Here is a 20,209-nt window from a genome sequence, read left to right on the forward strand (position 1 = left end):
CGTATTGCGGTACAAAATTACTCTATACTCTCTCTCATCTCTAGAGATAATTGACCGTACAAAGTACGTTCAACTCTATCTTGTACTAACGATTTTATAACCTTTATGACTTGATTGCAGGAGGAAACAACGCATAAAATGAGGATATTTTACATTCCCCGTCCCAAAATCCGGTAGTTTGGATTATTTCACGCAAAAATTCGTACAGAACACAAAATAAAAAGAGAATTTTTTAAAGGGGAATTTATTCTGAAAAATTTTAAAAAGTATTCAGCTGTTTAATGGCTTTTCCCCGTTCAGTTCATCGACCAATTCGGCAATCGTGGCCTTTCGCTCGGCATAGGCATCGTGCTGGTGGATGCTCTCCTCGTTGGTCTGCTTGATCGTGACCACGGAATCGCCGGAAAGGTACTCGAATTCAGCCAGTACTTTCTTGGCCATTTCGCGGACACAGTCTTCAACGAACCGGGGATTCTTGTGCGCGGCAAGCACTACCGCTCCTTCATCCCCACGCTTTAAGAGTTCGTAGATGCCGCTGCTCATCGAGTCCTTGAGGATGCTGATCACCATTTCGAGATCCACGTGCTGGTCGTCGTCGGTCTCGATGCAGAGGAACCCCCTGCCCCGCTGGTTGTGGGTGGCCATGGGTACGGCCGAGAAGAACTCATCGATCTTATCCTGCGGAATATCGAGGTCTGCCAGGACCCGGTTGGCGCGTTCCTTCATGATGTTCTGGGCGCAGGGGCAGGCGGTCATGCCGGTCACTTCCGCGCCTATGCTCTTGCGGACTATGGGGGTGCGGAAGGTGCGCCGGGCTACGGCCCGGGCATGCACTTTGACTACTTCGTGGCAGGTGGTATGGCTGACAGGAGTCTCGCGCTTGACCATGAACTCGCTGCGCATCAGCACCTCAGTCCGGTCCGCGTATTCGTGCCGGTCAAGGAGTTTTCGTGCAACAACACTGCAGAGCTTCTCGATCTCGCTGACTTCCCCGTCAATTGCCTGCTGGAGCACCTCGTCGATCACTTCAAAATTCCGCGAGAGGTTGGCGCCCTTGAGGCTGCCGGGGAGGTCGACGTAGACGTCGAATATTGATATGAATATTACCGGCCGCTTACCGTGGCGGTGTACTTCGACGAGTTTCTTGACGTTCTTTACTCCGACCCGGGTGAGGTTGATCCGGACATCGGGAGATGTGGCCTGGACATCCGGCAGTTCCTTGCCAAAGGATTTTTCCGGTGAGTGGTCAGAATTGGGTTTAATAGGTCATCGCATCCAGATGGTGTTTCGTGAGACACTTTAGTTTTTTCATATAATATTTATGTGGTTTGTTGCAGATATGAAAGGGATCAGCTATGTTAAAGAAGTACTATGAGGCAGATGCGGATCTCGGCGTGCTGAAAGGCAAGAAGATCGCCGTGATCGGCTATGGGTCACAGGGCAGGGGCCAGTCGCTGAACTTACGGGACAGCGGGCTCGATGTCGTGATCGGTCTGCGCCCCGGGAAGAGCTGGGACGCAGCAGTCAAAGATGGCATGAAAGTGATGAAGGTCGGCGATGCGGTCAAGGGTGCTGACATCATCCAGATCCTTCTGCCCGATGAGCACCAGGGTGCAGTGTACAAGAGCGAGATCCTCCCCCACCTCACCGGGAACAAGTGCCTCATGTTCTCCCACGGATTCAATATTCATTTCGGCCAGATTGTTCCCCCGGAAAATGTGGATGTCATCATGGTGGCGCCCAAGGGCCCCGGGTTCATGGTCCGCAGGCAGTACGAGGAAGGCAAGGGAGTACCGGCCCTCATCGCCATTCACCAGGACGCCACGGGCAACGCTCACAAGGTCGCCCTCGCGTATGCAAAGGGTATCGGTGCCACCCGGGCCGTTGTCCTTGAGACCTCGTTCCGCGAGGAGACCGAGACGGACCTGTTCGGTGAGCAGGCAGTGCTCTGCGGCGGCTGCACATCCCTCGTCAAGGCAGGGTTCGAGACCCTTGTCGATGCCGGCTACGAGCCGGAGATGGCATACCTCGAAGTGGTCCACGAGCTGAAACTGATCGTCGACCTCATCTACGAGGGCGGCCTCACCAACATGCGTCAGTACATCAGCAACACGGCCCAGTACGGCGACCTCACCCGCGGCCCCCGGGTTATCGGGCCTGAGTCCTATGAGGCAATGGCGGAGATCCTCGAGGAGATCCAGAGCGGCAAGTTTGCCCGGGAATGGATGCTCGAGAACCTGGTGAACCGCCCGATGTTCACTGCCCTGACAAAGGCGGATGAAGGCCACCTTGTCGAGGAAGTGGGCAGGGAAGTCCGCGGCATGATGCCGCAGTTCAGAAAGTAATCCCTGATGGAATTACTTCTCTCTCCACTCGGAGAACCCTGGTGGGTTCCCTCGTGGTTTAAGAAATAATTATCTTTTTTCATTTTCTGTCTGGAGATTGCCGAAGCGATCCCTCCGGTTTCTTATTGGCATTGCTGCATTTTGCCATCTTTTTTAAAGCGTGGTTTCCCACTTATATCATAATGAAGACCTGCATCATTTACCACAGCGAGACCGGCAACACCCGCCATGTTGCCCAGCACCTTGCCGCCGCCTGCGACGGGAAACTGGTCGACATCACTGATAAGGCGGAATATTCCCGTCTTACCCGGTTCCTCGTCTGGTGCAAGCGGGCACGGGGTGAGGAGAAGACAACCATCGAACCAGCATCGATCGATGTCTCCGGCTTCGATCTCGTGGTATTCGGATCGCCGGTCTGGGCTTTCAAGCCGACACCGGCTATCCATGCAGCCATCGATGCGCTGAAAGGATGCGATGGCAAGACTGCGGCCGCGTTCTGTACGCATGGCGGCAGGCCGGGGCAGACGGATGAGACTTTCCGGAAATGGATCGAGGCCCGGGGTATGGCCCTTTCAGCAGTTGCCGATATCAACATGAAGGATATCGAGAACGAGAAGAAGACAAAAGAACTGGTTGCTCTCCTGATAAAAAATAACAATCACGCATAAATTTTTTTGTTTTAACCTTCCTTGCAGATGATAATTATTCCATGGTGACTGGTACAGACCGGTTTACCTGTCTGATGGTGATATTCTGCCCTCGTGAATGGACGCGATCCCGTACGAAAATATACCGTCCCTTTCGTAAAACCGTGACGGGAACCTTCGGTGGAATCCGGCGCACGTCGGGAACATGTCCCGGGGAAAGCCTTTTTGTCCGCCGGCACCTTTATAGTATACAATTATGACGGACGCGTATGAGAAACTCCTCAAACAGGCTTATTCCAATATCACGGAAAAGACCGAGTCCTCGGAACGTTTTGTAGTTCCCGAGGTAAAAGCCTATGTCGAAGGTAAGACGACCGTCCTTGAAAACTTCACGGAGATCGTGGCCAAGGTCCGGCGCGAGCCGGACCATCTGATGAAGTTCCTGCTCGGGGAACTGGGCACGAGCGGGAAGATCGACGGAAACCGGGCGATCTTCAACGGTAAGTTCGAGATAACGCTGATCAAGGCGATCATCAAGAGTTATGTAGACGACTATGTCATCTGCTCCGAGTGCGGCAAACCGGATACCCGGCTTGTGAAGGATGACCGGGTAATGATCCTCCGGTGTGATGCCTGCGGAAGCCACCGCCCGGTCCGGAAGCGGAAGGCCAGGACTGAGCCGGTCTCGGAGAACCTCGAGGAAGGTCAGATAATGGATGTCGAGATCCAGTCGATCTCGAAACGGGGCGACGGCGTCGTCAAGATGGGCCGGTATATCATGTATGTCAATAATGCCAAGCCCGGCCAGAAAGTGAAGATCAAGATCTCCCGTATCTCGGGCTCGATCGTCTTCACCGAGCGGGCAGTAGAATAACTTTTTTTTAGACTTTTTTGGCTCTGTAGAAATCATTCGGAAAATTCTGACGCTCTCGGGGGCTTCGCCCCCGCCGCTATGGCATCCCCCAATAGCGATGATGACGCATTACCTGCAGTCCAACTCGGGTCATCGCAATGCACCCCGTCCCCCAACGGGGGACTGGTGGCGCAAGAGGGGGGGCATCATTTCACGTAAAAAATGTTTTCTCCAGAACAGATTTTTTAAAACCGTGTGCACCGGGCTCTCCCGGCAGGAAATACAGCACCGTGCAAACGGATTATTTCCAAAAGCACGCGATAAAAAAATATTGAAACCCGGCTATTGCGGAAAAAAATCAGGCTTTGGACTTCTTGATGCCTTTGATGAGCTCGTCGCAGTGGCTGGTGATTCGCTTGCAGGCCTTCTTGATGATCGGCAGGGGGTTCTTCTTGCCTTTCGTGGTCACCACGAGCTCGGGATCCGAGAACTGGAACTCGATCATGTACCGGGCTACGTCAACATCGGGATCGCTTAAGATCTCCTCGACGAGGGTGTTCATGAACGTGTGGCCTTCCCCCTGGATGATAAGCCGCACCTTGTCCTTTTCGAGCTCGAGTACTTTTACAATCATGCACCTATGGTTGGGCACCTGAAAACTATTAAGGTATGGGTAGTCCTGCTCCATGGAACGCGGGCGGGCAACCCGGAATATAAAAAAATCAGGGAAATTCGAAGACGTCGCCGTCTTTTCCGGTGTGGGGAAGGTCCCATGGGAGCATGTGGCTCATGTGAACGCACCGGAAATCCTTTGGGGCGAGGCGGCCGGCAAGTGTGCAGGCGTCGAGGTAATTCATGTGTTTGTGGATCGAGATATCCGAGGGCACCAGTGCATCCAGCAGGAGGAGGTTGAGATTGGTCAGGAGCCCGAGGCTCTGTTCCGGGATGTCGATGTTGGTATCTGCGGTGTAGGCGACCCGGGATTCCCCGGTCTCGAAGAGCATCCCGCAGGTGAACGCGGGCGGATGCTTGACCATGAAGGGCGTGATGGTGATGCCAAAGATGTCGAAGGGTTCGTAGGGCTGGATCGCGCCCTTGTCAAAGGTGAGGAACCGGAAGATCTCCGCGCAGTAGTTGAGGACCTGCGGGGCAGCAAAGACCGGTGGGACATCCTGGATCCGGTAGAACTCGCCAAACCCGATGAAATGGTCGTAATGCCCGTGGGTCCAGATGACTGCGTCGATATGAGGTGAACCTGCCCTGAGGAGCTGCTGGCGCAGGTCCGGGGACGAGTCAATGAGCAGGTGCCTGCCATTGTTCTCGATCAGGAGTGAGGTCCGCAGGCGTGCCGTGCCCGTGGCCTTCGCGCGGGTACACTGGGGACAGCTGCACCCCACCTTTGGAGTGCCGATCGCATCGCCGGTTCCAAGGAGCGTGATCTTCATGTTACAACCAGGTCAGGTGGCGGATCGCTTCCCGGTTCCTGACCATGCGGATGCCTTTCTCGATATCATCGCGGGTCAGGGACTGGCGGTTGTCCATGAGTGCCGAGAGGATTGCCTCCTTGATCATCATGCGGAGGTCGGAACCCGAGAAACCTTCGGTCTTTGCTGCCAGTTCCTGGTAATCGAGGTTGCACTGGAGTGACGCGGTCACTTTTTTAAGGATGTTCTTGCGCATCTCTTCATCGGGAAGAGCAAACTCGACAACCTCATCGAACCGACGCCATGCAGCCTCGTCGAGCAACTGCGGATGGTTGGTGGCACCGATAAGGATGATGCCGTTCCTGATCAGGTTGATCCGGTCGATGTTCTTTAAGAGTGAGTTGACCGCACGTTTCATCGCCCCGTGATCGTCAGCGGTCCTGCTCTTGGCAACGAAATCGAACTCGTCGATGAAGAGGATGGCGGGCGAGAGCTGTTTTGCAAGCTCGAATATCCGGTCGATATTTTTGGACGTTTCGCCAAGGTACTGGGAGGTGACCATGGAGAGCCTGACCTCGAGGACCGGCATGTGCATGTGGCGGGACATCGCAAGGGCAAGGGATGTCTTCCCGGTGCCCGGCGGGCCTACGAAGAGGAGCTTGCCGATTTCGTAGATCCGGTGTTTGTGCAGGAACTCCCGGTGGGTGAGGGCATGCTGGATCTTCTCCATGATCGCAAGCTGGTCTGTCGTGCATACCAGATCATCGATGTGCTGCTCGATCTCCTCGGGTGCATTGATCATGACCAGGTCCAGCGCACCCCGGAGTTTCTCATCCTCGCTCAACAGTTTTGAGATCCTGGCGTCAAGGTGTGCCTTGGTATCCTCGTACGGAGGGTTGGCCTTGCGGATTGCCTTGTAGGAGACCCCGGTCGAATCCAGGTTCTCGAAGAAGAACGCGAGTGCAGGGTTCTTCTCGATGAGGGGTTTGCCCCCCTGCTTGAGGAACCACTGGGCCGCCGGTTCCAGTGCGGTGATCCGGAGACGTTGTCCGAACTCCTCGTAGGCGATGAACGGGTTTGCGGCGAGTTTTACGTGGGCATCGGCAACCGCGAGGGTACGCTTGATAAGCCCGTCGCTCACATAGACCGGCCGTTTGACATCAGCAGCTCCGGCACCGAAGATCTCGCGACAGGCCGGTGTCAGGTCATTGATATCGAGTCCGGGGTTCTTGTTGAAAATCTCGGCGGTCAGAACAACTTCCATGATGCGCAGGGTTTCAGGATCTCCAGACATGGGTGTAACCTTAATTATTCTTCTCCGTCAGGCATAAGACTATCTCATCGTGTTGTTACTATGCAGCCGTCGCCGGTCACGATAACCGTATGTTCGTGCTGGGAGACCAGGGAACCGGTGATATCGGACAGGACCGGGTAGGCGTGGAGGATGTTCGACCGTACGAGCGCAGGAAGTGCAAGGTCCAGTTTCTTCTCCCCCAGCCAGCGCCGGGAGAATGGCAGGCCGTGCCGGTCCCGGATCTTCTCCATGATCGTGCGGGCTGCCGGGATGCGGACGGGTTTCGGGGCGAGCTGGGAAAAGATCTCCACCCGCTTCTTCTCGTTCACGTGGCCGCTGCCGGTAGTGGCGAAGGGTTCGATGGCAAAGACCATCCCCTCCTCGAGCACCACGCCCCCGGCAATGCCGATATTCGGGATGGTAGGGGACCGGTGCAGGACATAGCGATCGAGACCATGGCCGGTCAGGTTCGAGATGGGCCGGTATCCCCTGCTCTCGATCTCGTGCTGGATTGCCCTGCCGAGATCCCCGGCTGCTGCGCCCGGATGTATGGCGCTGATCGCCGCTTCCAGTGCCTCACGCGATGCATCGACCAGCAGGGAATTATTCCCGAGGTCCACGGTGGTCGCCGTATCCGCGATGTAGCCCTCGACCTGGACCCCGAGATCCAGCTTGGCCACGTCGCCCTTCGCAAAGATCCGGGCGTCACTGTAGGATGCGGTGTCGTGTGCAGCGTCCTCGTTCAGGGACAGGTTGAGCGGGAATGCGAGTGCTGCTCCCTCTTCACTGACCCTTGCTTCTATCGATTCGACGATCTCGAGGTAAGATACCCCGATCCGGATCTTCTGCGCGCCCTCATGCAGGAGTTTTGCCGCAATGCTGCCGGCGTTCCGGTAGTGCTCGAAGACCTCGTCCTTCACAGCACCAGCTCCTCGGAGAACTGCGTGAATTTGTCAAAGCCCTTTGCCGTGACTGCCCCGATATCCTCGAGCCGGACACCGCCCGTCCCGGGATAATAAAGGCCGGGCTCGATGGTGATCACGTTGCCGGCCGCGAGTTTCTTCCCGGCAGGGCCGACCGTCGGGAGCTCGTGCACCTGCAGTCCTACCCCGTGCCCGAGGTTGTGGATGAATCCCCGCGTATCGCTCTCATATCCCCGCTCCGCGAAAAAGTCGACCACTGCCTGGTGAACATCAGGGCCTGGCACACCGGATTTTACCCGGGAGATCCCGAGCTGCTTGGCCTCGCGGAGGGCATCGTACATCTCGCGTATCCCGCGGGACGGTTCTCCCTTGACCACGGTCCGGGTCATGTCGGCATAATACCCGGTCTTTTCATTTACCGGGAAGAGATCGATCACGATCGGTTCGTCCGCCTTCAGCGGGCCCGTGCCGGTCATGTGCGGGATCGCGGTATCCTCCCCGCACGAGACAATGGTGTCGACCGCGGTGCAGCCGTGCTCCAGCAGGTGGCAGTGCATGGTGTATTTCACCTGCTCGGCGGTCAGGGGCTTGTCGTTGCTGTACAGGATCCCCTTTTTGGGTTTTGACTCCCTGATGAGTGCGACCGCTTTACCCATGGCGGTTTCGGTAATCTTCTGGACCTCTTTCATCAGCGCGATCTCGGGTTTTGTCTTCTTTGCCCGCAGGGAAGGGACGGTTCCCTTGTCTACGGACACCGTGCACACTTCGCCGAGGGCCTGCGCAAGCCCGACCGGGAACTGGGGAGGCACGAGGATGTGGCCTCCCGTCTGCCCGGCGATCATCTTCGCGGTCGCTTGAAGTGGGTCCTTCTCTTTTTTGAGGAGCTCCGGGAGGCCTGCTTCAGCCCGGGTCATGATCGCTGCCGGTGACTCGCGTGATGCGCGCCCGGTCTCCATCTGGGAGATGATAATCACCCCGTTCTCACCCGGTTTTTTAAAATAGACAAACGGGTCGCTTGTCGTAAACCTTGTCAGGTACCGCATATCAGCGTCGCGCGAGGAGGCGTACATGACAAAGGCGTCGGCCCCGCTCTTCCTGATCGCATCGGAAAGTGGATCCATCTGCCTTTTCTATACGCAGTGAAACGTCAAGTACTTTTATTCCGGAGCTGACGTACAAGCGATGGAACAAAAAGCAAAAGACCAGTTCAGGATGAAATTCTACCGCCTTGCCGTACAACTGAATATAATCATCCTGCTTGTCGTTGTGCCTGTCCTCTTCCTGTTCATCTTCCCATCCAGGTTCGGGAGTTTCCGCTATCCGGTTATTGCCGTCATGCTTCTGGCCGCCCTGGTCCTCGCCATCAATTTCCGGACAAAATATAACGAAACAAAGGCATGGCTTCATGAGCAACCGGATAAAAAGGAAGATGAGTGAGACCGGACTGCCGGTTACCGGGATATTATGCTCGAGAAGATGAAGGATGAGATCGAACTGGTGAGCCGCCACCTCGAAGTAGCCCGGGCTGTAGCGGATCACGAGCCGATCGGGATCATGAAACTCTCCGAGCTCCTCGACCTCCCCTCCCACCGGATCCGCTATTCGCTGCACGTGCTGGAACAGCTTGGGTACATCCGTGCATCTCCGGATGGCGCCATGGTCACCGCGAGGACCGTGGAGTTGTTCGCCCATCTCAATGATGACCTCGATGAACTGGTCCGGCTCCTTGAAGGTATGAAGCGGAGCGGATAAGGGAATGGGCCGGCAGTATTCCTGCAGCCGGCAGATGACCTTCTCATAGTTACCTTTAAAAGTGCCCAAAAAGAATCTATTAGGACGCATTGAGCGTGCCTCCCTAACTCAGTTGGTAGAGTGTCGGACTGTTAATCCGAATGTCACAGGTTCGAGCCCTGTGGGGGGCGTTCAGGGGCCCGTAGCTCAGTCCGGTTAGAGCGCCCGGCTCATAACCGGGCGGTCATGGGTTCGAATCCCTTCGGGCCCATTGCCCCGTGTTCTTCTTCTCGCAGCCGTGTTTCCCGGAGAGCAGTGCGGCCGCGAGCTGCGTTTGAAAACCTTTGTATCATGGGACTTGCATAGTCAGCAGCATGAAGTGTCCCGTGTGCGGGCAGGACTGCGTCAGGTCCGCAAAGGACATCATTGCCGTGCTCCCGACGATTTTCCTGCCCTGTGCAGACTGCAGCATGCGGGCACTGGACAAGCGCCTGCCGCCCCCCTCCCTTGAATTTTCTGAACCCTGCTCCTGCGGGAAACGGTTCATCGACGAAATTTTTGTCCACATCTACAGCATTATGGTCGAGGATGGTGTTCTCAAAAGAACAGACCCGCTGATTGCCGCCGGGTCCCCGCTCGTCCACCCGGGGTTTGCGATGGACCGGCCGCCGTTCCTTCCCACGAATTCCCTTGTCCTGCTCTCTCCCGTTATGACAAAAAAGACTGCACTGCGCCTGGTTGATGAAGTTCCCGAAGTGCGCGGGGTTGTAAAGACCGGTGCATTTGTCCCGGGTCTTGCAGCAGCCGACCTGCATTCGGTTCCGCGGGTCTACGAACTCCTTGCCGGATGTGATGTAAGGGCCGATGTGTTTCCCCTCGCAACCGGCCCTCTCGTGATGTACAAGCAGCAGTCCCTTGTCCATATCGAGTTCCCGCGGGCAGGGTACCCGAAGATCCGCTCGGTCGAGCAGCACGTGGGAAAACCGCCGGTACGGTTGTTCGTTGACGCATGTTCGGGTGTCGGTACGCTGGGCCTCACGGCAGCGTGTCTTGGGGTTCCCCACGTAGTGATGAACGATGCCTGGTATGCCTCGGCGTTCTGGTCCGCGTTCAACCTGGAAGTCAACCGGGAGTACCTGAACATCCGGCGCGTGCGGATCTTCGAGCAGGTCGAGGACATGGCAAAGCACCCGGTTGTCCGGGAGCCGGTGAAGATCGCGGAGACCGAAGGCGACCAGGTGATCGAGGTTTACCAGGGAGATTTCCGCGAGCTGCCCGCGATCCTTCCCCGTGGCGCATCGCCTGTCACGGCTCTCGACCTGTTCGATAAGAAAGACCGGGCAGCCACGGACAGGATCCGGCAGGACTGGCTGGACCGGGTGGGCGGGGAGATTTTTATCCCGTAATGCCGGGGGGACAACGACCCCTCCTGATAAAAAGCATTTATTGGGCTGTGCACAAAGGTATATGGGGACTAGCCCGGGTGGCTCGGCGTCACTTGTAACCCGAAACCGTCGGTACGCGGGGGGCGAAGTTTGACTGAGGCTGCAACGGCCTGCAGGATCCAGTGCATTCTGACTGAGAAACCTCGTCCCATGAGGTCGATGGCCAGGTATCAAAATTCCGGAGGGAATGGCGACCTGTCGCTGCGGGGACCGGTTCAGGCCCGGAAGGGAGCAGACTTACCGCAGACATCCGGCGCCCATGGGGTAACGGGGCGGAGGATGAGCGCTTTGGTGAATGTTGTAACGTACAGTCGACCGATAACACGTCCCCGTTTACGATTATCATGGCGAAAGTGACTATTATCGGGGCAACGGGCAACGTAGGCACGTTTGCCGCACACGCCATTTCAGCAATCCCGCACGTGAATCATATTCTCCTTTATGGCAGGGAAGGCCGCGAATCTCTTCTCAAGGGTATCACCCAGGACCTCGGGGACTCATTTGCTGCGCGGGGGACCGACATCCGCGTCACCTGGACCACCAGTCTTGACGACGTGGCCGGATCCGATGTTGTGGTGATCACCGCAGGTACGCCGCGCACAGCGGGACAGGACCGTATGGATCTTGCGATGGGCAATGCACTGGTAGTTGCGCCCCTTGCAGAGAAGATTGGCCAGGTTGCCCCGGAAACAAAGATCCTCGTGGTCACCAATCCCGTGGATGTCATGACCAGTGTGGCCCTGAAATACTCGAAGCTGAAACCCACCCAGGTCTTCGGCCTTGGCACGCACCTTGATTCGATGCGGCTCAAGTCGCTTATAGCCGCGTACTTCCACGTCCACGTGAGCGAGGTCCATACCCGCGTCATCGGCGAACACGGCGACAGCCTGGTCCCGCTCTGGTCTGCAACGACCATCGGGGGTATCAAGATCTCCAACCTGCCGGAGTTCTCGCACCTGCCCGTCCAGGAGATCATCAATGCAGTTAAAACCAGCGGCCAGCTGATCATCCAGAACAAGGGCTCAACTGTCTACGGGCCGGGTGAAGCAATCGCATCGCTTGTCAGGACCGTACTTTCGGACGAGAACCGGATCCTCACGGTATCCGCGTACATCAAGAGCGAAGTGCACGGCATCGGCGATGTCTGTATTGGTGTTCCTGCGCGCATCAACCGCAAGGGAGTCTTTCCTATCGCAATCCGGATCGATGAATCGGAAGTCATTGCCTTCCGGGAATCCGTGGAAAAAATACGGGCCAGCACCAAAGAAGTGCTCGAAGCACTCGGACGCAGTTCCGGGCAGTAGCACCGGTGCGAAGAATAAGAGAAAAAAATTGGGATAACCCTGTTTTTCAGGTTAACGTTACTTCAACGATCTCTGCCCGTTCGACACCCGGGAGGGAGCCGATGGACTTTTCAAGAGCGTCGGTTTCCCCGCCCGCGTCGTTGACAATGGCAACGAACTTGATTGCCTTGAGCCCGAAACCGATGGGCTCTTCCTGAATGTCCTGGATGCCGGGGAGTTTCTCCTTGAGGGCTTTTTTCAACTGCTCAATGTTCACTTCCGGTGACTCGGGCATGACCCGCATAATGACGGCGACACTACCCATGCTTCACGGTCCCCCGAATCCGCACTTCGGACAGGTGTAGGGGATGCTCTGTTCCCTGCACCGGTAGCACCGGTTGATCTCAACACCGCACGCGGGACATCCGAATTCCGTTGCCCCCTCTTCTGCAAGCGGAGCGCTGCAGGATGTACATTTCTTATCGGACATTATTGCTCCTCCAAGGATTCCTATAGTATCTCTCTTAGTACCTTTAAAAGGTTGTACCGGTTTTTGTGCCCGGGACTTTATATCCGGCAAGGAACTGCCGTACGCGTTCCGGGTCTGAACCGTTGATAATGGATGTTTCAATCTTTTTCTCAATGACAAAGGGAAGGAATGCCGGGTCTACCACGTCCGTCCCGAGCGGGATGGTGACGGTTTCCAGCAGGGCGCCCCCGGCCGTTATGCCGTCCACTGATTTGAGGAGCAGGAGATCCAGTCCGAGCATATCTGCTACCCATGCTGCGATCGTGTCCGAGGTCACGTCCCATGAATGGGGGAGCGGGTCACCGTCCCGCAGGCAGCGGTACGGGAGAAGCAGGGTCGGCCGGTCCGGGACCGCAAGTGTATCGCTTGTCGGGAGCCCGTGCGATGCCACGTACCAGCCGTACTGCTCCATGGCTGCGATCGCCATCCAGTGGGCGGCATCGTCGTCTACGCAGACCTCCCGCACGGCATTGGCAAAGGGTCCGCCACCAGGTACTATGAGGAGCGGGCGCTCCGCTGCCCGGAGGATGGGAACGATCCCGGGAACCCGGGGATACAGGCTGCCCCCGAGTTTCACTACGATCGGTGCCCGCGCGGATACCGGGGAATGATGGGGATCCTGTGCCATGGAATCTCAATAATATTTAGTATAATATATATACAATATGCGCTTACGCTGGTAATATGCGCAGGCTGTTTGCGCTCATCCTGCTCCTCTGCTGCATCGGGTATGCCGGAGCCACGGTACGGATCACCGGTTTCTGTCCTGATCCGTACCTTCATGATGATGCGGATGAGTATATTGTCCTTTCCGGGAACGGGCCTCTTGATACGTTCAGCATAACTGACGGAAAGGGTGGGTTCCGGTTCCCCTGCGGTACTGCGATCAACGGCGATCTCACGATCGCGAGAAGTGGCCAGGCGTACCGGGAGAGCCATGGGAACGCCCCGGACTTTGAATGGCTGGATTCATCACCGGATATCCCGGATGTGATCGGTGGCAGACCTCTCCGCATGGCCAATGCCAACGGTTCCCTGATGCTGTACGATGGTGCGGTCCTTGTCCAGTCCGTTGCCTGGCCCCGCGATGTGAAACCGCGTGAAGGCCAGGTGCATTACCTGGACGGCGGGGTATGGGACCGGCGCCCCCTCATGCTCGGGCAGTCGCACTTTGCTCCCGCGGAGTTCCGGAACGTTACCGTGACCACGTTCGTCTCGCCGGACTGCTCCGATGAATTGTTTTCGGGTGTCGTGAGTACCGCATCAAAGGAGATCCTGCTGAACGTATACGAGTTTTCCAGCCCCTCCATGGGGGCATCGCTTGCCGGGGCGCATGAGCGCGGCGTTAATATTACGATGCTGGTCGAGGGAGGTCCCGTGGGGGGGATCGCAAAGGATGAGCGTGCTGCTCTCTGGCAGCTCAACCGGAGCGGTATCCCGGTATACGCGATGATGTCCACAAAGAACGTGCACGCGCCGTACCGCTATGATCATGCGAAGTACCTGGTCATCGACCGGCGGGCGGTCCTGCTTGCGAGCGAGAATTTCAAGTACAGCGGATTTGCCTCGCCGGGCACGACCGGCAACCGGGGGTGGGGGGTGCTGCTCGAGGACCCGGGGCTTGCCGGTTATTTCTCAACGGTGTTTACCCTGGATCTCGCCGCTCCATCCACGGTGCCCTATAACGGGTCATCCGGGCCCCTCGAATCGCCGTCTTCTGAAAAACGCCCTGCTGAGTTTTCTCCCATGAAATTTGAGGGGGCAACGGTGAAACCAGTGCTTGCGCCGGATACCAGCGACCAGATCACCAGTCTGATCGCGTCTGCCAACATGACTGTCGAGATCGAGGAAATGTATATCAAGAACGAGACACCGCTCACGCTCAACCCGTACCTTGCGGAAGCGGTCAATGCCTCGCGGCGGGGTGTCCGCGTGCGGGTCCTGCTGGACTCTTCCTGGTACGACACGGAAGGACCCAACGACAACGACGAGATGGTTGCGCTCATCAACCGGATCGGCGCGACGGAGCATATCCCTCTTGAAGCGCGGTGTGCAAATCTCCGGGTAAGCCGGATCACGACGATCCATAACAAGGGCGTTATCGTCGATGACCAAAAGGTGCTTGTCAGCAGCATCAACTGGAACAGCAACTCCCCACAGTTTAACCGCGAGGCCGGCGTCATCATCGATCATCCGGGGGTGGCGCAGTATTTCCGTGCGGCATTCGAGGATGACTGGAACCCGGCCGTTGCCTCACCGGAACAGAAAACCGATTACGTCAAGCTCATCGCTGCCGGCGTACTGATCGTGCTGCTGCTTGTGGTGTGGTATCGCCGTCACCGGACATGAAAACGCGGGTTTTCCCTGGAGCTATGCAGTACGTGGGAATAAGGAAAAGAGTCGGGTTGTCAGAATTTCTTGAGCGCACACTGGCAGACGTCACATAAATTGATGTCGCTATCACCGGTGACAACGGCAAGCGCCCAGCGGTCGATCATCAGATTCAGTTCTGTGGAGATCTCCACCTCGCCTGCACCCCGCTTCCTGCTTATGTACTGAGAGACTGCGGCCCGCGTGACGCCAAGCCTCTTTGCGGCATCGCTCTGGCTCAGGCCCTGTTTCTGTACCAGCCGGGTCACCATCTCCGCCCGCATGGGTGGAAGAAGATTCCTGACCATGGTATCGCAGTGCATCAGGGTACAGGTATGCTTAGTCATGCAAATGCCTGCTGCGGCTTAGCTGACTGGGCCGTCCTGAACTGGTAGATGATCTGGCGTGCATCGCGGAAATTGAACTTCTCGATGATCAGTTCGCGTTCCTTGAGTTTCTTTAAGGCGTAGCGGACGGTCCGCGGCGCAAGGTGGCTCTTCTGGACGATGTCCTTGTGGGTCATCGCCCCGCCTGTTCCAAGTATCTCCAGCACCGTCTTTGAGGATGGTGGTAAGGTTGTAGGATACATGATGATAATGTTAACACTGTTAACATATCAACCTGTCGGTAATATATGCCCCCGTCCTCAACATTCAATCATGCTCATGCGCCAGGAACGTGTGGCCCTTCTCCTGCTGGCTGGGGTGGCGGTTACCGTACTTGCCGCCCACCTTGTCCTCAGCACTGTCGGCCAGCAGCCATTTGCCCACCCGTTTACCAACACTTCTGCAGATGGGGAACTGGTGATCGTTGAAGGCACGGTTGATCGGGCGGACGTACTTGCGAACGGCGGACATCTCATCCTCCAGGTGAACAATCTCTCGGTTTTCATCCCATCGCAGGCAGCACAGAATCTCACCCTTCACGAAGGGGATACGATATCAGCATACGGGACGGTCCAGACCTATCGCGGGAAAAAAGAGATCGTAGTGAACTCCCGCGATGATATCCGGGTTACCACGCAATCCTGATCCAGCAATCCGGTGCAATTTCACCCGTTGCGATTCTTCTGTAAAAATAGATCCATCCTGGTTTCCAGTGCAGTTTACGCGGGTTTTGTTCCGGCACCCGCGTTTGTTTGGTCATGTTTTGTGCTTATGGCAGCGAGCGCTTTCCGTGCTGCGTCCCGGACGCTTTCATCCGGATCATTCAGGGCTTCGGTGAGACCGGGAACCGCCCGTTCGTCCGCGATGCTGCCAAGTGCCCATGCAGCATCCTTTCGCACCCGGCCCTTCGTATCCTTTAAGAGAATGAACAGTTTGTCCACGGCCCGGGGATCCTTAAGCATCCCGAGCCCCCATGCCGCGCCGGCACGGAGCCATTTGTCCTCAGATGTCGTTGCAGCGAGGAGCGGTTCCAGCGCCCGCAGGTCGCCGATCTGCCCGAGAGACTTTGCCGCAAGCCACTGGACATCCACGTACGGATCGTTCAGCGCGGTTATCAGGGGCCCGACTGAATCCGTATCATGCTCCGTGCCCAGCGCTTCGGCTGCATGCCAGCGGTAGTTAAGATTGGGATCTTTCAGGAGTGCGATCAACCCCTGCACCCGTTGCTTCTTCTTCTCCGCCTCTGCCGCCACCTCTTCCGGTGTCAGTTCACGGGGCCCGGCACCGGCCGGAACAGATAGCTCTGCATCCGCCATCTCAGTAGACACCGATGAGCTACCACTCCCCATTAACCTTTTCCTTTCCTGCATCTTGCAGGAAAAGGGCATAAAACGAGAGCAGGAACCGGATGTCCAGAAATAAAAAACATCGGTTGCCGGGTCAGGTCCGGCCGGTCTGCGCAGGCAGGATCTCAAGGCTGAGGGAAAAATTCTTCACGGTATGGGTCAGGGCCCCCATACTGATGACATCGACCCCGCATGCGGCATAGTCCCGGAGCGTAGTCCCGTTGATCCCGCCGGAGATCTCGAGCGTGACCCGGTCCCGGAGCCCGCATTTCTCCAGGGTGGACACGGTCTCCTTTGCCTGTGCCGGGGTCATGTTGTCGAGCATGATGATATCGGCGCCCGTTTCCGCTGCACGTATCGCGTCGGCTGACGACTCCACTTCCACCTCGATCTTCTTGTACCTCGAGTGGCTCCGGGCGGCCCTGATCGCCGTTTCGAGAGGCACCACGGCAAGATGATTATCCTTGATCAGGACCCCGTCGCTTAAGTTCATACGGTGCGGGTCTCCGCCGCCGATAACGACCGCTTTTTTATCGAATCGCCTGAACCCGGGACAGGTCTTTCGGGTTCCCGCAACGCGGCATGTCGGGCTGACAGACCGGACAACTCCCGCCAGTGCGTGGGTCGCCGTGGCAATGCCGCTCATCCGTCCCATGATGTTGAGGGCGGTCCGCTCCACGAGGAGGATTACCTTTGCCTTTCCGGTGAGCCTGAGAATTACATCCCCGTTCTTCACGTTATCCCCATCATTTTTTTCGGCTGTCACCGATACGCCGAAATGGGTGAAGAGGGCTGCTGCCTCCGCAGCACCGGCAATGATTCCGTCGTGTTCTGCCCGGATAATGGCATTGCAGGAGATGTCGGGGATGACCGCGTCCGAGGTCACGTCCCCGGCCGGTACATCTTCTTTGAGGAACTCCAGCAGTTCATCGAGATGCAATTCGGCAGTCATATCTCCCGGGCTCCTTTATGTCCCGACCACAATCGGGTCGTCGATCTTCTCCAGGAGGGAGAGGATTGAGAGGGCGGCAAGGTAACTGGTCGCCGGGTTGTCGGGGCTCGGGAAGTTCGTGACTTTGATGTAGGTCTCGCCAAAGTCCCCTTCGATGAACAGTTCGTGCACGTTCCGGTCTACAGCCGGGTCCACCCAGAGTTCGACATCGGTATCCATCCCTGCAGCAAGACTCATCGCAACCGAGACGTTGACGTTCTTGGGAAATGCCTTGATGCACTCGTTTGCCTTCCCCGAAAAGATCCGCCTCCGCTCCTTTGTATCGATACCGAGCGAAGCAGGACTCTTCGTGGTGCGGAGGAGCAGCCGTTTGATCGTTGAGATCCTGCCGATCTTGAGATTGTCGAGGCCGAAGATCGCCCCGCTCGGGATATAGACTTTCTTCCCGTGTTCGCGTGCCCTGCTGCGGAGGGTCTCCCGGAACGTCTTGTCGGTAAGGGCGCCGACGCTCATGATCACGATATCCTTGTTATGGGCGAGCACCTCTTCTGCGAAGAGCTTCGCAGCGCTGACGGATGCGGCTTCCACGACGATATCGAAATCGGCTGCAACGAACGCGGTAAAATCCCGGTAGGCCGTTGCACCGGAGATCGCCTGGATCTCAGAAGCCATCTCATAGACTTCATCGTATACCGCTGCGATCGTAAAGCCACCGGTGTGCCGGGCAATGATATGCCCGATATTTCCACAGCCCAGCAGCCCGATTTTCATCATAATAAACAGATTACGGGTGCAATTGGTTAAGGGTTGTGTTTTAACAAACTACATATACCGTTGGCATGGCATTATTGTCCACAAATTCCCCGTAATGGAAAAGGATCGTGATTCCCCGGCATACACCCGACACCTGCGAATCCCCTGGCGACACTCCGCCCGGCCCGGACGAACTGGACCGCCTCCGCTCCTGCCGCGTCTTCATCGAGATCTACGGGTGCCGGTACAACTTCGGGGATATGGCAAAACTGGTCGAGATCCTCAAGGGACAGGATTGCACCTTTGCCGGTTGCCCGGAAGAGGCGGATGTAGTGATCGTCAATACCTGTACGGTGGTGGGTCCTACGGAACGGCGGATGCTGCGCAGGCTCTCTGCCCTCCGGGACCGTGAGCTCTATGTTGCCGGCTGCATGCCGGTTGTCCAGCGTGGCGCGATCTTCGCTGTCTGCACCCCTTCCATCATCTCCCCGGAGATCATCTACGAACGGTACCGGCAGATCGGTACCGTGGCACCGGGCAGTGTCGGGCTCGTCCAGCTGGCGCAGGGATGCAGCGGTACCTGTACTTACTGTCTCACCCGCTTTGCCCGGGGCCCGATACAGAGTTTTTCCAAAGAAGAGATCTGCGGGCAGGTACGTGCCTGTGCCCGGGCAGGCGGTGGTGTCCGCCATGCACCCGTCATCATGAGTGATCTCTCCGCAGCTGCCCTGCCGGGGATGACCCATGGCACGGCAGATTGTATCAACTGCCTCACGGGAGATAAAGCTCTCGAACCGGGTGACTTCCCGGCAGTCCAGTTCGTCCGAGAGCCCGTTGCGGGTGAAGACAAGGCTCAGGATGCGATGGCGTTTGACGAGAAACCCGGCATACGTCTTCCCGTATCCGTCAGGGCAACACCCCGGTACGGGGTATGGTGGAGGTAACCGGCATCTGCCAGTTCGCCCATCGTCTTTGTGATCGTGGACGGATCGACGGTGAAGTGGAAAGAGATCTCGGTGGTCCTGATCGTGCCACCCCGCTCGAAGATGTACTTGAGATAGTCCACTTTTCTTGGTGTGAGTTCAAGACCCGCGAAGCACTCCATGCCTGCTGGTTTGTTATGCATCAAGAATAATGTTTGGGCACACCCCAAATCCCGGTCTGATTGGTCACGGCCTGATCGAAACCGAGCGGTTTTATTGCTCCTGCATGAACATCTCTTATCCTGTAAAAACGTGAACGTTGAAAACGTGAGCGCAGAATAAGGTGAATACCATGGACGAGATTGAGACCGGGTTTGAAAAACTGATGCAGAAGATCGATGAACTGCACACGAAGGAGAAGTCCCAGACTGCCGCAGTGAAGGAGAACGATGCGAAGCTTCTCAGGAAGATGGCCAAATCAGCAGTCCCCGTGGTGAAGATCGTAGGGCTCAATATGCTCCGGATGGGGAAGCAGGATACCAAGGGTGAGATTTATGATCCCGCGTACTATCCCCAGAAGATGATCATCCTCGGGAAGGTGGACGCTGAGGGATTCCGTCCCGACAACCCGGCAAAGACGATCACCGATCAATTCTGCGTGCTCTCCGAGGACGCCGACTTTTTTGAACTGATGTACAGCTTCGACGGGTTCCTTACCGATTCCTACCTCAACCCGATCGATGCCCGCAAAGCGATTGAGGTGTACGGGTACGACGTCATGTTCATGCTCTACCGGGCAATGCATGACTACCTCGAATCAGAAGAGAAACTGGTTGGTGCGCTGGACACGGTCATGAATTACGTGTTTGCACGGGCGCAGTAAGACGCTCCTTTTTTACACGCAGTTTTTTTTAAGTCTCTTTTTCCCGTGGGGCAACAACCTGCGCATGCCGGGCCCGGGCCGATTACACCGTGTGCAAAGAGAAACAATCCTGAAAAACAAAC

The 20,209-nt window shown here is 56.7% G+C and carries 26 protein-coding genes, 2 tRNA genes, 1 other RNA gene and 2 pseudogenes; 15 read left to right on the top strand and 16 right to left on the bottom strand.

What is annotated here, in order from left to right; translation table 11 throughout:
- Window positions 1–270 precede the first annotated feature (270 nt).
- Window positions 271–1,179 carry a GTP cyclohydrolase MptA gene (mptA, locus tag ABSE13_RS10200; protein ID WP_424028456.1) on the bottom strand — a complete coding sequence of 303 codons (909 nt, stop codon included), beginning with the start codon at window positions 1,177–1,179 and terminating at the stop codon, window positions 271–273.
- Here mptA and ABSE13_RS10205 point away from each other — a divergent pair.
- From ABSE13_RS10205 to ABSE13_RS10220, 4 genes are all read left to right on the top strand, one after another.
- Window positions 1,120–1,242 (top strand): hypothetical protein, encoded by a 123-nt coding sequence (locus ABSE13_RS10205; RefSeq protein WP_424028418.1) that lies wholly within the window; start codon window positions 1,120–1,122, stop codon window positions 1,240–1,242. The genes mptA and ABSE13_RS10205 overlap by 60 nt on opposite strands.
- 113 nt (window positions 1,243–1,355) lie before the next feature.
- Window positions 1,356–2,345 (top strand): ketol-acid reductoisomerase, encoded by a 990-nt coding sequence (ilvC, locus tag ABSE13_RS10210; protein WP_424028419.1) that lies wholly within the window; start codon window positions 1,356–1,358, stop codon window positions 2,343–2,345.
- A gap of 182 nt (window positions 2,346–2,527) precedes the next feature.
- Window positions 2,528–3,013, top strand: a complete 486-nt coding sequence (locus tag ABSE13_RS10215; protein ID WP_424028420.1) for a flavodoxin family protein — start codon at window positions 2,528–2,530, stop codon at window positions 3,011–3,013.
- Between the two features lie 235 nt (window positions 3,014–3,248).
- Window positions 3,249–3,866: a translation initiation factor IF-2 subunit beta gene (locus tag ABSE13_RS10220; RefSeq protein WP_424028421.1), complete on the top strand. Its 618-nt coding sequence runs from the start codon at window positions 3,249–3,251 to the stop codon at window positions 3,864–3,866.
- A 337-nt stretch (window positions 3,867–4,203) separates the two neighbouring features.
- On the opposite strand, the gene ABSE13_RS10225 is transcribed toward ABSE13_RS10220, so the two are convergent.
- The 5 genes from ABSE13_RS10225 to ABSE13_RS10245 form a co-directional block, all read right to left on the bottom strand.
- Window positions 4,204–4,479 (bottom strand): DNA-directed RNA polymerase subunit L, encoded by a 276-nt coding sequence (locus tag ABSE13_RS10225; RefSeq protein ID WP_424028422.1) that lies wholly within the window; start codon window positions 4,477–4,479, stop codon window positions 4,204–4,206.
- 88 nt (window positions 4,480–4,567) lie between these two features.
- On the bottom strand, window positions 4,568–5,290 hold the full coding sequence (locus ABSE13_RS10230; RefSeq protein ID WP_424028423.1) for an MBL fold metallo-hydrolase: 723 nt from the start codon (window positions 5,288–5,290) through the stop codon (window positions 4,568–4,570).
- A 1-nt stretch (window position 5,291) separates the two neighbouring features.
- Window positions 5,292–6,563, bottom strand: a complete 1,272-nt coding sequence (locus ABSE13_RS10235) for an ATP-binding protein (RefSeq protein WP_424028424.1) — start codon at window positions 6,561–6,563, stop codon at window positions 5,292–5,294.
- A gap of 44 nt (window positions 6,564–6,607) precedes the next feature.
- Window positions 6,608–7,483, bottom strand: a complete 876-nt coding sequence (map, locus tag ABSE13_RS10240) for a type II methionyl aminopeptidase (protein WP_424028425.1) — start codon at window positions 7,481–7,483, stop codon at window positions 6,608–6,610.
- Window positions 7,480–8,607, bottom strand: a complete 1,128-nt coding sequence (locus ABSE13_RS10245; protein WP_424028426.1) for a M24 family metallopeptidase — start codon at window positions 8,605–8,607, stop codon at window positions 7,480–7,482. Before ABSE13_RS10245 ends, map begins: the two co-directional genes overlap by 4 nt.
- Before the next feature lie 61 nt (window positions 8,608–8,668).
- Between ABSE13_RS10245 and ABSE13_RS10250 the strand changes: the two genes are divergently transcribed.
- The 7 genes from ABSE13_RS10250 to ABSE13_RS10280 all read left to right on the top strand — a co-directional run bounded on the left by ABSE13_RS10250 (window position 8,669) and on the right by ABSE13_RS10280 (window position 11,966).
- Window positions 8,669–8,923, top strand: a complete 255-nt coding sequence (locus ABSE13_RS10250; RefSeq protein WP_424028427.1) for a hypothetical protein — start codon at window positions 8,669–8,671, stop codon at window positions 8,921–8,923.
- Window positions 8,924–8,950: 27 nt separating this feature from the next.
- Window positions 8,951–9,238, top strand: a complete 288-nt coding sequence (locus ABSE13_RS10255; protein WP_424028428.1) for a hypothetical protein — start codon at window positions 8,951–8,953, stop codon at window positions 9,236–9,238.
- 97 nt (window positions 9,239–9,335) lie between these two features.
- Window positions 9,336–9,408: transfer RNA gene (locus tag ABSE13_RS10260), tRNA-Asn, on the top strand.
- A 5-nt stretch (window positions 9,409–9,413) separates the two neighbouring features.
- Window positions 9,414–9,488 (top strand) — tRNA-Ile (locus tag ABSE13_RS10265).
- Window positions 9,489–9,591: 103 nt separating this feature from the next.
- A complete protein-coding gene (locus ABSE13_RS10270; RefSeq protein ID WP_424028429.1) occupies window positions 9,592–10,623 on the top strand; it encodes a hypothetical protein in 1,032 nt (343 codons plus the stop codon).
- A 61-nt stretch (window positions 10,624–10,684) separates the two neighbouring features.
- Window positions 10,685–10,995: signal recognition particle sRNA (ffs, locus tag ABSE13_RS10275), an RNA gene on the top strand.
- An 11-nt stretch (window positions 10,996–11,006) separates the two neighbouring features.
- Window positions 11,007–11,966, top strand: a complete 960-nt coding sequence (locus ABSE13_RS10280; RefSeq protein WP_424028430.1) for a malate dehydrogenase — start codon at window positions 11,007–11,009, stop codon at window positions 11,964–11,966.
- Window positions 11,967–12,012: 46 nt separating this feature from the next.
- Here ABSE13_RS10280 and ABSE13_RS10285 read toward each other — a convergent pair whose 3' ends face one another.
- From ABSE13_RS10285 to ABSE13_RS10295, 3 genes are read right to left on the bottom strand one after another with little or no spacing between them, the layout of a single operon-like run.
- On the bottom strand, window positions 12,013–12,270 hold the full coding sequence (locus tag ABSE13_RS10285; protein WP_424028431.1) for an elongation factor 1-beta: 258 nt from the start codon (window positions 12,268–12,270) through the stop codon (window positions 12,013–12,015).
- A gap of 3 nt (window positions 12,271–12,273) precedes the next feature.
- A complete protein-coding gene (locus ABSE13_RS10290; protein ID WP_424028432.1) occupies window positions 12,274–12,435 on the bottom strand; it encodes a zinc finger domain-containing protein in 162 nt (53 codons plus the stop codon).
- 43 nt (window positions 12,436–12,478) lie between these two features.
- Window positions 12,479–13,102 carry an amino acid kinase family protein gene (locus ABSE13_RS10295; protein ID WP_424028433.1) on the bottom strand — a complete coding sequence of 208 codons (624 nt, stop codon included), beginning with the start codon at window positions 13,100–13,102 and terminating at the stop codon, window positions 12,479–12,481.
- A gap of 56 nt (window positions 13,103–13,158) precedes the next feature.
- Here ABSE13_RS10295 and ABSE13_RS10300 point away from each other — a divergent pair, with 56 nt between their 5' ends.
- Window positions 13,159–14,823: a phospholipase D-like domain-containing protein gene (locus ABSE13_RS10300; protein ID WP_424028434.1), complete on the top strand. Its 1,665-nt coding sequence runs from the start codon at window positions 13,159–13,161 to the stop codon at window positions 14,821–14,823.
- Window positions 14,824–14,882: 59 nt separating this feature from the next.
- Here ABSE13_RS10300 and ABSE13_RS10305 read toward each other — a convergent pair whose 3' ends face one another.
- Together ABSE13_RS10305 and ABSE13_RS10310 are read right to left on the bottom strand one after the other, a co-directional pair.
- The gene (locus tag ABSE13_RS10305) at window positions 14,883–15,191 is read right to left on the bottom strand and encodes a transcriptional regulator (RefSeq protein ID WP_424028435.1); all 309 of its coding nucleotides are present in this window, start codon (window positions 15,189–15,191) and stop codon (window positions 14,883–14,885) included.
- A complete protein-coding gene (locus ABSE13_RS10310) occupies window positions 15,188–15,433 on the bottom strand; it encodes a MarR family transcriptional regulator (protein ID WP_424028436.1) in 246 nt (81 codons plus the stop codon). The genes ABSE13_RS10305 and ABSE13_RS10310 overlap by 4 nt, the downstream gene beginning before the upstream one ends.
- Window positions 15,434–15,509: 76 nt before the next feature.
- Here ABSE13_RS10310 and ABSE13_RS10315 point away from each other — a divergent pair, with 76 nt between their 5' ends.
- Window positions 15,510–15,875, top strand: coding sequence for a hypothetical protein (locus ABSE13_RS10315; RefSeq protein ID WP_424028437.1), 366 nt, complete (start codon window positions 15,510–15,512; stop codon window positions 15,873–15,875).
- Window positions 15,876–15,949: 74 nt separating this feature from the next.
- Here the strand turns inward: ABSE13_RS10315 and ABSE13_RS10320 are convergent, their stop codons facing one another.
- The 3 genes from ABSE13_RS10320 to nadX form a co-directional block, all read right to left on the bottom strand.
- On the bottom strand, window positions 15,950–16,579 hold the full coding sequence (locus ABSE13_RS10320) for a HEAT repeat domain-containing protein (RefSeq protein ID WP_424028438.1): 630 nt from the start codon (window positions 16,577–16,579) through the stop codon (window positions 15,950–15,952).
- A 91-nt stretch (window positions 16,580–16,670) separates the two neighbouring features.
- A complete protein-coding gene (gene nadC, locus ABSE13_RS10325) occupies window positions 16,671–17,528 on the bottom strand; it encodes a carboxylating nicotinate-nucleotide diphosphorylase (RefSeq protein WP_424028439.1) in 858 nt (285 codons plus the stop codon).
- Window positions 17,529–17,543: 15 nt separating this feature from the next.
- Complete coding sequence (gene nadX, locus ABSE13_RS10330) at window positions 17,544–18,302, bottom strand: aspartate dehydrogenase (protein WP_424028440.1); 759 nt, start codon at window positions 18,300–18,302, stop codon at window positions 17,544–17,546.
- Window positions 18,303–18,409: 107 nt separating this feature from the next.
- Here nadX and ABSE13_RS10335 point away from each other — a divergent pair.
- Window positions 18,410–18,730: pseudogene (locus ABSE13_RS10335) on the top strand (2-methylthioadenine synthetase); the annotation flags it as partial.
- A 330-nt stretch (window positions 18,731–19,060) separates the two neighbouring features.
- On the opposite strand, the pseudogene ABSE13_RS10340 reads toward ABSE13_RS10335, so the two are convergent.
- A pseudogene (locus tag ABSE13_RS10340) lies at window positions 19,061–19,141 on the bottom strand (metal-dependent transcriptional regulator); the annotation flags it as partial.
- On the bottom strand, window positions 19,135–19,407 hold the full coding sequence (locus ABSE13_RS10345; protein ID WP_424028441.1) for a metal-dependent transcriptional regulator: 273 nt from the start codon (window positions 19,405–19,407) through the stop codon (window positions 19,135–19,137). The gene ABSE13_RS10345 and the pseudogene ABSE13_RS10340, both read right to left, overlap by 7 nt.
- Before the next feature lie 149 nt (window positions 19,408–19,556).
- On the opposite strand from ABSE13_RS10345, the gene ABSE13_RS10350 reads away from it, so the two are divergent.
- Window positions 19,557–20,087, top strand: coding sequence for a hypothetical protein (locus ABSE13_RS10350; protein WP_424028442.1), 531 nt, complete (start codon window positions 19,557–19,559; stop codon window positions 20,085–20,087).
- Window positions 20,088–20,209: the final 122 nt, after the last annotated feature.

Source organism: Methanoregula sp. (assembly GCF_049518935.1).
GTDB lineage: Archaea > Halobacteriota > Methanomicrobia > Methanomicrobiales > Methanospirillaceae > Methanoregula.

What these genes read in the sequence shown, in the direction of transcription:
- ABSE13_RS10255 (WP_424028428.1), top strand. Translation starts at nt 8,951, where the DNA reads ATGCTCGAGAAGATGAAGGATGAGATCGAACTGGTGAGCCGCCACCTC.
- nadX (WP_424028440.1), bottom strand. Translation starts at nt 18,302, where the DNA reads ATGATGAAAATCGGGCTGCTGGGCTGTGGAAATATCGGGCATATCATT.
- ABSE13_RS10220 (WP_424028421.1), top strand. Translation starts at nt 3,249, where the DNA reads ATGACGGACGCGTATGAGAAACTCCTCAAACAGGCTTATTCCAATATC.
- ABSE13_RS10295 (WP_424028433.1), bottom strand. Translation starts at nt 13,102, where the DNA reads ATGGCACAGGATCCCCATCATTCCCCGGTATCCGCGCGGGCACCGATC.
- ABSE13_RS10285 (WP_424028431.1), bottom strand. Translation starts at nt 12,270, where the DNA reads ATGGGTAGTGTCGCCGTCATTATGCGGGTCATGCCCGAGTCACCGGAA.
- ABSE13_RS10315 (WP_424028437.1), top strand. Translation starts at nt 15,510, where the DNA reads ATGCGCCAGGAACGTGTGGCCCTTCTCCTGCTGGCTGGGGTGGCGGTT.
- ABSE13_RS10225 (WP_424028422.1), bottom strand. Translation starts at nt 4,479, where the DNA reads ATGATTGTAAAAGTACTCGAGCTCGAAAAGGACAAGGTGCGGCTTATC.
- ABSE13_RS10230 (WP_424028423.1), bottom strand. Translation starts at nt 5,290, where the DNA reads ATGAAGATCACGCTCCTTGGAACCGGCGATGCGATCGGCACTCCAAAG.
- ABSE13_RS10215 (WP_424028420.1), top strand. Translation starts at nt 2,528, where the DNA reads ATGAAGACCTGCATCATTTACCACAGCGAGACCGGCAACACCCGCCAT.
- ABSE13_RS10280 (WP_424028430.1), top strand. Translation starts at nt 11,007, where the DNA reads ATGGCGAAAGTGACTATTATCGGGGCAACGGGCAACGTAGGCACGTTT.
- nadC (WP_424028439.1), bottom strand. Translation starts at nt 17,528, where the DNA reads ATGACTGCCGAATTGCATCTCGATGAACTGCTGGAGTTCCTCAAAGAA.
- ABSE13_RS10250 (WP_424028427.1), top strand. Translation starts at nt 8,669, where the DNA reads ATGGAACAAAAAGCAAAAGACCAGTTCAGGATGAAATTCTACCGCCTT.
- ABSE13_RS10300 (WP_424028434.1), top strand. Translation starts at nt 13,159, where the DNA reads ATGCGCAGGCTGTTTGCGCTCATCCTGCTCCTCTGCTGCATCGGGTAT.
- ABSE13_RS10320 (WP_424028438.1), bottom strand. Translation starts at nt 16,579, where the DNA reads ATGGGGAGTGGTAGCTCATCGGTGTCTACTGAGATGGCGGATGCAGAG.
- ABSE13_RS10305 (WP_424028435.1), bottom strand. Translation starts at nt 15,191, where the DNA reads ATGACTAAGCATACCTGTACCCTGATGCACTGCGATACCATGGTCAGG.
- ABSE13_RS10350 (WP_424028442.1), top strand. Translation starts at nt 19,557, where the DNA reads ATGGACGAGATTGAGACCGGGTTTGAAAAACTGATGCAGAAGATCGAT.
- ABSE13_RS10235 (WP_424028424.1), bottom strand. Translation starts at nt 6,563, where the DNA reads ATGTCTGGAGATCCTGAAACCCTGCGCATCATGGAAGTTGTTCTGACC.
- ilvC (WP_424028419.1), top strand. Translation starts at nt 1,356, where the DNA reads ATGTTAAAGAAGTACTATGAGGCAGATGCGGATCTCGGCGTGCTGAAA.
- ABSE13_RS10290 (WP_424028432.1), bottom strand. Translation starts at nt 12,435, where the DNA reads ATGTCCGATAAGAAATGTACATCCTGCAGCGCTCCGCTTGCAGAAGAG.
- ABSE13_RS10310 (WP_424028436.1), bottom strand. Translation starts at nt 15,433, where the DNA reads ATGTATCCTACAACCTTACCACCATCCTCAAAGACGGTGCTGGAGATA.
- ABSE13_RS10270 (WP_424028429.1), top strand. Translation starts at nt 9,592, where the DNA reads ATGAAGTGTCCCGTGTGCGGGCAGGACTGCGTCAGGTCCGCAAAGGAC.
- ABSE13_RS10345 (WP_424028441.1), bottom strand. Translation starts at nt 19,407, where the DNA reads ATGCATAACAAACCAGCAGGCATGGAGTGCTTCGCGGGTCTTGAACTC.
- ABSE13_RS10245 (WP_424028426.1), bottom strand. Translation starts at nt 8,607, where the DNA reads ATGGATCCACTTTCCGATGCGATCAGGAAGAGCGGGGCCGACGCCTTT.